This is a genomic window from Microcoleus sp. B3-D7 (genome assembly GCF_036705305.1).
Classification (GTDB): Bacteria; Cyanobacteriota; Cyanobacteriia; order Cyanobacteriales; family Microcoleaceae; genus Microcoleus.
Map to the genome: position 1 here is coordinate 1 of NZ_JAUBUE010000090.1, position 8,869 is coordinate 8,869.

Genomic DNA, 8,869 nt, shown 5'->3' on the forward strand with positions numbered 1-8,869 from the left:
ACTCGTTCAATTTTTCAAAACCTCAATATCCCTTATGGCAAGTTTTCCTCTGCGTAGAGTGACAAAAGAGGGTTAATGTTTTCACGACGCCACTGAACCCCGGAAATTTTTAATTTTCTATCAATCTGTTTCACTAATGATTCCACGGCTCCCGACCCGATAGAGCAAGTATTTTGGATGGACAAGACTTGATAGTTAACGATTCGATTCCGAGGTTTTGTTATGTAGTTACAAAAGTTGGTACTCTGACGGCGACCGCACAACTCAAACAACTTAATCGTTTCATATAGACGGCCTTGCCACAACAATTTTTTGGCTCTATACAGCCGTTTTTTAGACCCTCCTACTTTGTGCAAATTTTCTACTAAATGATAATACCAGTCTAAGATTTCTCGGCTATTGCCATTCGGATTTAATTGACCGATGATATTCCAAATTCCATCGTGTCTATCGCCTAAACAAGTCAGTAGGGAATTTAACGGCTGACGATTGACATAATCAATCAACACTTCATTTTCCAGAAAATATGCAGCATAAAAGCTGTCATGAAGACTAACTGCTTTATAATCGAGCCAGTGAGAACCCTCCCCTTTTGGTCCTCTAACACGCACTTTCCCTCCATCCACACTGGTTTCTTTAATTTGGGTGAATGCTACTGGTTCGACCCACTCTTGGTTTTCTACCAATCTATGTAAACTGGTATGACCTATCTTGACTCCCGTCTGTACTTCAATTTCTTGAGATGCCTTGGAATAGGATAACACTGCCACTTGTCGCAGACAGCATTTCTCAAAAAAAGGGGCCAAGCGAGTCGATTTTTTGAGATTTAATTTTTCTGCTTGTTTTTCGGTAATTTTTAACTCCCCCACACAGCTTTTTACTATTCGGGGGCGTCCTTTGTCTGTTCCCGTGGTTTCTTTGATAAAAAAAAAGCAACTTCGGGTCCCACTATCTCTATCCATTGTTTTCTCAAGTGCCCTTCTATTGTTTCCAGGCTATCTAATGCCTCGGGGGGAGTGTTTCTGTATAAAATTTTGGCGATTTCAGCAGTACGAAGATCGTAAACGTGCTTGTTCGTCAGGCGTCATGTTGGGTTCGTCAAAATTATTTATGGACTATTGTAACTCTTGAGATACTCTATTTTTCAATTGCTATAAAATGGCTCATTGACTCTAAAACAGATTTTTTTGGGAAGCTAAGTCTAGGTTTTTCCATAAAGCGAAAGATTTTATCATACTTTTGCCTACTTGCAAAAGCGGGATGCTCCCTATTTGTGTAATTAGATCTCTTCCAAAATAATTTGGTGCTATTATTGAAAGTTTAGCCAATTTTATGATCGAGCAGGCTGGGCAAGTTTAAGGAGATGCCAATCAACCCCATAATTCAAAGTTTGACCTAAACTTGAGCAAACTTTTAAGGATAACACATATTTTTTTTGCAAGAGGTCTATTAATTCTGTCTAGCTACTTATCTGCGTTCATCAGAGATCATCTGTCGACATCTGCGATCGCAATCCCATCTACTGTCCCAAAGTTCCCTTATACTCGTCCGGTACAAATTCCGTAACCACTTGGCCGCCACCACCGTCGCCTTTGACAATCACAGTTTGATTTTTCAACTCTCCCGCCGCCCTTGGCCCAGTCAAATTAAACACCGGATTTAGTTGCTTGTAAACCACATTTCCTTCTGCATCAAAAGTCTGATTAGTTAAATACCATGTTACGCGATCGGTATTTAATTGAGCTTGACGTTTTTCACCAATTCCCACCACATTTCCCGTCAAATAAAAAACTTTTTTATCTAAATCTCCCCGCCCCATATCCCCAGTCATCGTCACCTTTTCCACGCGGTGAAAAACCTTCACAGGCCCGGGCGATACCACAGATTGAGCCGGAAAATTCCAACTCATCAAACTGCTTTCTATTTGCAGCGGCGGATCTGATGGCATCAACTGAGCGTTTTTTGTCAGCGTCGCAATCTTGGTTTTTAAGTCTACATCTATTTGGTCGGCAAAACCGCTGTCTGTTACTATTTTATCTTTGTATCTGTCAATTTGAGTTGGTTTGTCGCTGTTTACCTTTTGTTGTTCCACAAACCACACTAAGTGCTCGGTTCGCAATTGCAAAACCGGATCTTTAACATTCGCCACCACAGAACCGAATAACTCCATCCTCTTAGCCCTGCTGAAAACCCGCGCTTCCTTCGCTGAAGCCGTCACCTGTTTGTTCTCTCCCGTCAAATTGTTACGGACAACTAAAACATCCTCCTTTGGTCGCCACTCCAACTCATTTCCGCGCAAGACCACTCCATTTTTCAGGTCTTTAGCGACTATGTTACCTTTGAGAAAAACCTGATTTCCTTCCTGAAATACCTGCCCCGTTTCTCCCTGAATATCGTAAATTTCTTTGCCGTCCTGAAACAATTTGCCCACAGGTTTCTGAACGTTAACTATTTTTTTGTCTTTGCTGTAAACGGCATTTTGCGAGTTGACTTTCCAGAACGTCTCGCCCTTTTCGTTTGCTTGTTCTAGAGTTACTTTGTTTAAAGTTAAAGTGCTGTTTGACTGTTGAGCAGTTTGGAGATCCTCAGCTAATTTGTTCTTTTGAGTCTCTTGCGGAACCGCACAAGCATCAATCCCCAAAATCAGTACGGCTAAAAATAGCAGCCTCAATTTTGGGGAGTTGAGATTGGGAATTTGGGATTTGAGATGAATCATTGGGAATAGGGAATTGATAATCGGTAATTGGGAATGAGGAATGGGGAATTGGTAATTGATAATTGGGTCGTGAAAAACACTTAATCAAAAATTAAAAATGTATCATGCTTTGTCTAAATTTTTAACTTCTAATTCTCAATAATTCAACCCATTAATCATCACCTATTAACCCTTACCAATTACCCATTACCAAATCCCTATCTGTCGTCGTGTTCCTCCATCAAGCTCAGACCCGACAAAGGGCGGTAAGCATAATTAGGGCGCGATGTTTTTTGGATGTCGTCCTTAATCATTTCCAGGTCGATATAGCGATCGGCTACATTAATCAAACTGTCGCTCGTCATCGATCGCAAACTCACCACCTCCACCCGCACACCGCGATAGCTCACAGCATCTACAGCATAAGCCAAATCGCCGTCACCGCTTACCAGTACCGCCGTGTCGTAAGACCCCACTAAAGCCATCATATCCACAGCGATTTCTACATCTAAATTCGCCTTCTTAGAACCGTCAGGCAACTGTACCAAATCCTTAGAAATCACCCGGTAGCCGTTGCGGCGCATCCATAGCAAAAACCCCTGCTGTTTCTCGTTAGTGCGATCGACACCCGTGTAGAAAAAAGAGCGCAGCAGCCGGGAACCCGCAGTTAAACGGCACAGCAGCTTAGTGTAATCAATCTCAATTCCTAACTGCAAAGCCGCGTAAAAAAGGTTAGAACCGTCAATAAAAATTGCCACTCTACCCCGATTTTCTAGAACCTGTTCCGGCGTAAAAAGGTCGTTGCTTTCTATTCTATTCAACATGATTGTTATGCCTCAATTTTTATGAAAGATTGGTAAGGAAATAACTGCTAATTCGTAGTCTGTCATAATACCTAGATCGCTGGCTACCAACTATGAAGGTACTGTTTACAGCAGTTCGAGCCGCTTAAAAACAGGTTGGGGTTCCCCCAGAGTTTGGTTTGCAGGCAAAGCGCCCCAGGCAGCATGAGCTGCAAAATTCGCTAAACTGTTAACTGTAACTCGCTCGTTAAAGTCAATTGAAAAACCTAGCTGCTGATAGATAGCGGTGCTGATATTTGGAATAATCGGCGATAAAAGGTAAGATGCTAGTCTAACAGATTCCAGAACAGAATATAGCACTTGTGCGACACTTTCGATCTGTCCCTGCTTGTACAAACTCCAAGGTGCTTGCACGTCAATAAACTTGTTACCGGCTCGCACTAATGCAAGCACGGCTTCGGAAGCCTTGCTAAAAGCCAACTCTTCGTAAAAACCCGTTACTTGAGCGCCCAAATCCAGGCTCATAGCCTTGAGAAGGTTGTCGCCGTCAATGTTTTCTCCCAACACATTGGGTACGCAACCACCGCAATATTTTCGAGCCATGTTTAGGGTACGGTTAAGCAAATTTCCCAAATCATTTGCTAGCTCAGCATTCAATATATTGATAAACCGAGTTTCGTTAAAATCGCCGTCCTCTCCGAACTCAATTTCTTTGAGGAAATAGTAACGCACTGCGTCAGCGCCGTATTTGTTGACCAATTCGACAGGGTTTAAAGTATTACCCTCCGATTTCCCCATTTTTTTGCCGTCTTTGGTCAAAAACCCGTGTGCGAAGACGCGACCCGGCACCGGCAGATTCGCTGACATCAGCATTGCCGGCCAGTAAACTGCGTGGAAGCGAAGAATATCTTTGCCGATCAAGTGCAAGTCAACCGGCCACCATTTAGATAAAGCATTCTCCAAAATCGGGTCGCTGTCCGGATCTAGCAAGGCCGTGACGTATCCCAGCAAAGCGTCAAACCACACGTAGATGCTGTGACTGGGATCAACTGGCATTGGCAGACCCCATTCGAGATTCACTCTAGAAATCGAAAAGTCTTGCAGTCCAGAGTTGACGAAACTGAGCACTTCGTTGCGTCGGCTTTCGGGCCCGATGAAGTCGGGACGTTCTGCGTACAAAGCCAGCAGTTGGTCTTGATACCGCGACAGGCGAAAAAAGTAATTTTCCTCGTCGCGCCACTCAACTTCCTTGCTGGTGTGGACGGAGCACCGATTTCCCGGCAACAATTCCCGTTCATCCTTGAATTCTTCACAGGAGACGCAGTACCAGCCTTGTTGCTGGTTCAAGTAGATGTCGCCGGAGTTCCAGACGCGCTGGAAAAATTCTTTGACAATGTACTCGTGACGCCGCGAAGTTGTGCGGATGAAGCGATCGTACTGGATGTCGAGTTGCTCCCACAGCGCCTCAAACGCAGGAACTACTGAATCGCAGTGAGCTTGGGGCGATCGTCCCAAACTCTCGGCTGTCCGCTGAATTTTCTGCCCGTGTTCGTCCGTCCCCGTCACCAGCAAAACAGATTTGCCCCGCAGCCGCTCAAATCGGGCTAGGGCATCCGCAGCCATAGTTGTATAAGCGCTGCCAACGTGAGGTAAATCGTTTACATAATACAGAGGCGTTGTTATCGCAAAGGTATTCTTAGTTTTATCAGTCGATTTCATTGAATGCTAAAAGAAAATTCCCTAAATTTCGTTTCGATCTTAACTCAGCGGTTAAATTTTTTTTGGAGTGGCAATCAAGCCAAATTCACTGCAAGTTATTTGCAATTGTCTAACCCGGGCTATTCCCAAAAAAAATATTGCTTTCATCTCCACACTAATCTTTTTTAGTTGTTTTTGACGAACTCTCTAAAATGTCTTAATATTTTGACATTCTGCTGCCTTGGGAATCGACGATCCCAGGGTACGTGCCTGATCTATTCATTGGTCGTAGCCGCTATCCCTAGAGCGGGTTTAGCAGCCCACCCGGTTGCCAACAAAACTCGTCAGTTGGGCTGCTAAACCCGCCATTCGACTAACGCTCCGCGACCACTTTCTGTGAATGCGCGATCGCTCACCATCGCCATCTCTTTCTCCCGATCGCTGGAAAGTTGATCGCCCGCAACTCCTGCCACTTTCCGAGCCACTCATGGACGCAAAAACCGGGTTGTTTACGAAACTCTCTTGTCAAGCGCGAAGCTTTAGTTTCTTACCCCAAAAAGAGTATAAAACCCACATTCCGCACCCTCAACTCTCACTATCGGTTTTTACTTATTTTGATCAACCCATAAAACTATAAACTATACTATAATACCGTACATTAACGGATAAAGCACTTTTTAAAGGCATAATTTATTACTTTAAAGATAGATTTTTCTGCGTAATTATGCTGTGTGACACCCCAGGATGCCGAATGTGGGATGAAAGCCTAGGTTTTTTGTCACAAAACCCCGTTTTTAAAGGTTGCAAGTACGTCCACAGACAATAAAACCCCAAGCCAGTTAAGCTTGGGGCTATCAAATTAGGGTGCATCTAACAAGGGATGATCCGATCGCCCTCGCTCGCCATCAGGAAAACTCACTCGATTTCCGCCAATAGCTTCTGACAAATAATCGGCTGCAGCTTCCACAACCGCAATCGCATTTTCGTAAACCATCCGCGTCGGCCCCAAAACCCCAACACTACCCACCGGCACTGATCCCCGGCGGTAAGTCGAAGAAATCAGAGTACAGCCACGAATTGGTTCTAAAGAATTTTCCGAACCAATACGCACCGTTACCCGCTTCCCGGGGATGTCCAACTCAGGCGATTCAAAAATCAAAGGCCAAAGCAGTTCTTGCTCTTGTTCGAGCAATTGCACCAGGGTTTGAACTTGCTGCAACTGCGAAAACTCAGGTAAGCGCAGCGCTTCTGCTAAACCGCCGATCAGAATCCGCGTGTAGGTTGGATTGCTTTGGCGGCTGCTCAAAGCAGTCAGCATGGTTCCCATCCACTCAGCGTACAGTTCAAAGTCCCGGTCTAACTCGCTCCAGTCTACAGCCGAGAGTTCCGAGAGCGCTCGTCCCCGCAACTTGCTGTTCAAAAAATTCGACAAAATCTGCAACTGGCGATCGACGATTTCGACATCAGGCGTGTTACCTTCTGCGTCCAAAGGCAACTGCACCAAAACCGACTGAGTTTCGTAGGCATCCGTCACCACGATCAGCATCACCTTTCCCGGCTCTAGCTGCACCAGTTGCAAGTGGCGCAAGCAAGCCATATTGGTTTGCGGTATGGTGATCATTGCTATGTAACCGCTGATAGTTGCCAGGATTTGAGCAGCGCCGCGGAGTGCCGCGTCCATGCGACCGTCCGACCAATTGAGTTGGTCTAGTACCTGTTCCACCTTGCGGGCCAGCGTATCAGACGGCTGAATCAACTGGTCTACATAAATTCGGTAGCCGGAGTCAGAGGGGACTCGTCCTGCCGAAGTGTGGGGCTGATAAAGCAGTCCAGCTTTTTCAAGAGTCCCCATCGCATTGCGAATTGTAGCTGGGCTGACGCTGAGGTTGAATTCGTCAGCCAAAGCTTTTGAGCCAACGGGTTCCGCTGTAGCTATGTAGTGGCGAACCGTTGCCCAAAGGATGTGTTGTTGCCGATCGGTGAGGTTAACGCGCACAGATATTTAAGCAGAATTAGTATTCAGACAATTTGCCACTATCGAGTCAGAAGCTCTGTCCTTAAGGGCGATCGGGCAGAGTTATCTATTTAAGATAACAGATTTAGGTGAAGGAAGTTCAGCAACAGATTGTGTACGGGATTTTACGGATTGTGTACGTGATTTTACGGATCGATGTTGAGGGAATGAACAGGGAAAAATGTTTTAACTTTTAACTTGTAACTTTCTATTTGGGAAGCGAAGCTTCCCCGAACCGGAGATCTGCCCAATGCCCCATTCCTCGGTTTCGCTTTAGCAAATGCCCTTTAAGTGTGTTCTTTCAGAATATTTTGCAGGTAACTAGCCACTGCATCCGGCTGTTCCACCATTGCCAAATGACCACAATCGGGAAGCTGAAGGACATTTTCGCCACAACCTTGGAACATCCAGTGAAAGCTAGCCAAATGCAGCACGTATTTTGGTTCCATAATTTTGTCTTTAGTACCGGCAATAAAATAAACAGGCTGCTTGAGTTGGGAGACAATTTGTGGCAATAGGTGAATCTCCGCTTCTGTGGTGGAGTCCAACAAAGCCCCCAAAGCTGCCTCTGGATGAGCTCCCACGAAATCTATTAAGCGCTGCCGTCCCCAATATCTGCCGATCGAGCGGGCTACAGAATCGCGGGCAAACAGGTAATCTGCTAACGGCAAGCGAGGCAGCCAGCCGGGACGCATTGTCACTAGCTGCTTGCCGACCGCTCGAAACCGCTCGAATTCTTCCTTAAGATAGATGCCGCCTCCTGCATTGATGCAGACCACGCCTTTAACGCGATCGGAGAATTTGCTGGCTCCCCATAGAGCGATCGTACCGCCCAGAGAGTGTCCCACCAGCCAAGCAGAAGATATATCGAGTTTTTCGAGTAAAAGTTCCAAATCGCGAGCGTAAGCTGCGGGAGTGTAGCAGGAATTTAGCGGTTCGGAACATGGGCGATCGTCGCCGGAGTCCGATTGAGAATCGCCAAACCCCCGCAAATCGTAGCTAAGGCACTGATAGTTTGATGCCAAGCGATCGGTCAAAGGTTGCCAGTAGTGGCGGCTTAACAGCCAGCCGTGGACAAATACCAGAACCGGGGAAGTTGCAGTCGGAGCCGTCAAATCGTAAGCGTGCCGAACCCCTAGGATGTCGATTGTTGCCATACTTTTATCTTATCCGCTCCATAAGACCTATGTAAACCTATGTATAGCCTTTCTCAGAAAGAGCGAGTACGCCGAAACCCTGTGTTCTCAAGCTTTTTCAGTTTAATTGTTTACCTCATATACCCAAGAAGCGCTATAAGTAAGCCAAAAAGACTCAACTTTATCGATTTACCGCTTACTTCCTGCTGCAACGCGCGGTCTTAAACGGACGTTACAAGATTTTTGTCCACTGCACGGGCAATCTTGGCATAGCTTGCCCTTTTATGCGATTTTTTTATCGGAAATTTTGGTGTTTGTAATCTGACTAAATCCTTATTTTAAGCGGTTATTGGTAGAGTCGATAGGGGAATTTCTACCCCTACCTCTCCTTCAAAACGGAACGTGAAACTTTCGCTTCATTCCGCTCCTTGATATCTTCACCCTTGTTATACCAATTTAATATGAAGCTGCATAGAATAGGGCTTCAAGAATAAAATTGTAAGATGACAACGAACAGATTTCC

The 8,869-nt window shown here is 45.5% G+C and carries 7 protein-coding genes; all 7 read right to left on the minus strand.

Features of this window, described 5'->3' with window-relative positions; translation table 11 throughout:
* Window positions 1-32: 32 nt before the first annotated feature.
* A protein-coding gene (locus tag QUB25_RS28850) for an ISKra4 family transposase (protein WP_333188804.1) occupies window positions 33-1,081 on the minus strand; the annotation gives its coding sequence in 2 pieces (ribosomal slippage) (window positions 33-931 and window positions 931-1,081; 1,050 coding nt in all).
* A gap of 438 nt (window positions 1,082-1,519) precedes the next feature.
* Window positions 1,520-2,716, minus strand: coding sequence for an LPS export ABC transporter periplasmic protein LptC (lptC, locus tag QUB25_RS28855; RefSeq protein WP_333188793.1), 1,197 nt, complete (start codon window positions 2,714-2,716; stop codon window positions 1,520-1,522).
* 197 nt (window positions 2,717-2,913) lie between these two features.
* The gene (locus tag QUB25_RS28860) at window positions 2,914-3,519 is read right to left on the minus strand and encodes a LabA-like NYN domain-containing protein (protein WP_006631885.1); all 606 of its coding nucleotides are present in this window, start codon (window positions 3,517-3,519) and stop codon (window positions 2,914-2,916) included.
* 105 nt (window positions 3,520-3,624) lie between these two features.
* Complete coding sequence (gene metG, locus QUB25_RS28865; protein ID WP_333188796.1) at window positions 3,625-5,217, minus strand: methionine--tRNA ligase; 1,593 nt, start codon at window positions 5,215-5,217, stop codon at window positions 3,625-3,627.
* A 291-nt stretch (window positions 5,218-5,508) separates the two neighbouring features.
* Window positions 5,509-5,685, minus strand: a complete 177-nt coding sequence (locus QUB25_RS28870; RefSeq protein ID WP_333188798.1) for a hypothetical protein — start codon at window positions 5,683-5,685, stop codon at window positions 5,509-5,511.
* 370 nt (window positions 5,686-6,055) lie between these two features.
* A complete protein-coding gene (gene hrcA, locus QUB25_RS28875) occupies window positions 6,056-7,198 on the minus strand; it encodes a heat-inducible transcriptional repressor HrcA (RefSeq protein ID WP_445251996.1) in 1,143 nt (380 codons plus the stop codon).
* A gap of 299 nt (window positions 7,199-7,497) precedes the next feature.
* The gene (locus tag QUB25_RS28880; protein WP_333188802.1) at window positions 7,498-8,367 is read right to left on the minus strand and encodes an alpha/beta hydrolase; all 870 of its coding nucleotides are present in this window, start codon (window positions 8,365-8,367) and stop codon (window positions 7,498-7,500) included.
* Window positions 8,368-8,869 lie beyond the last annotated feature (502 nt).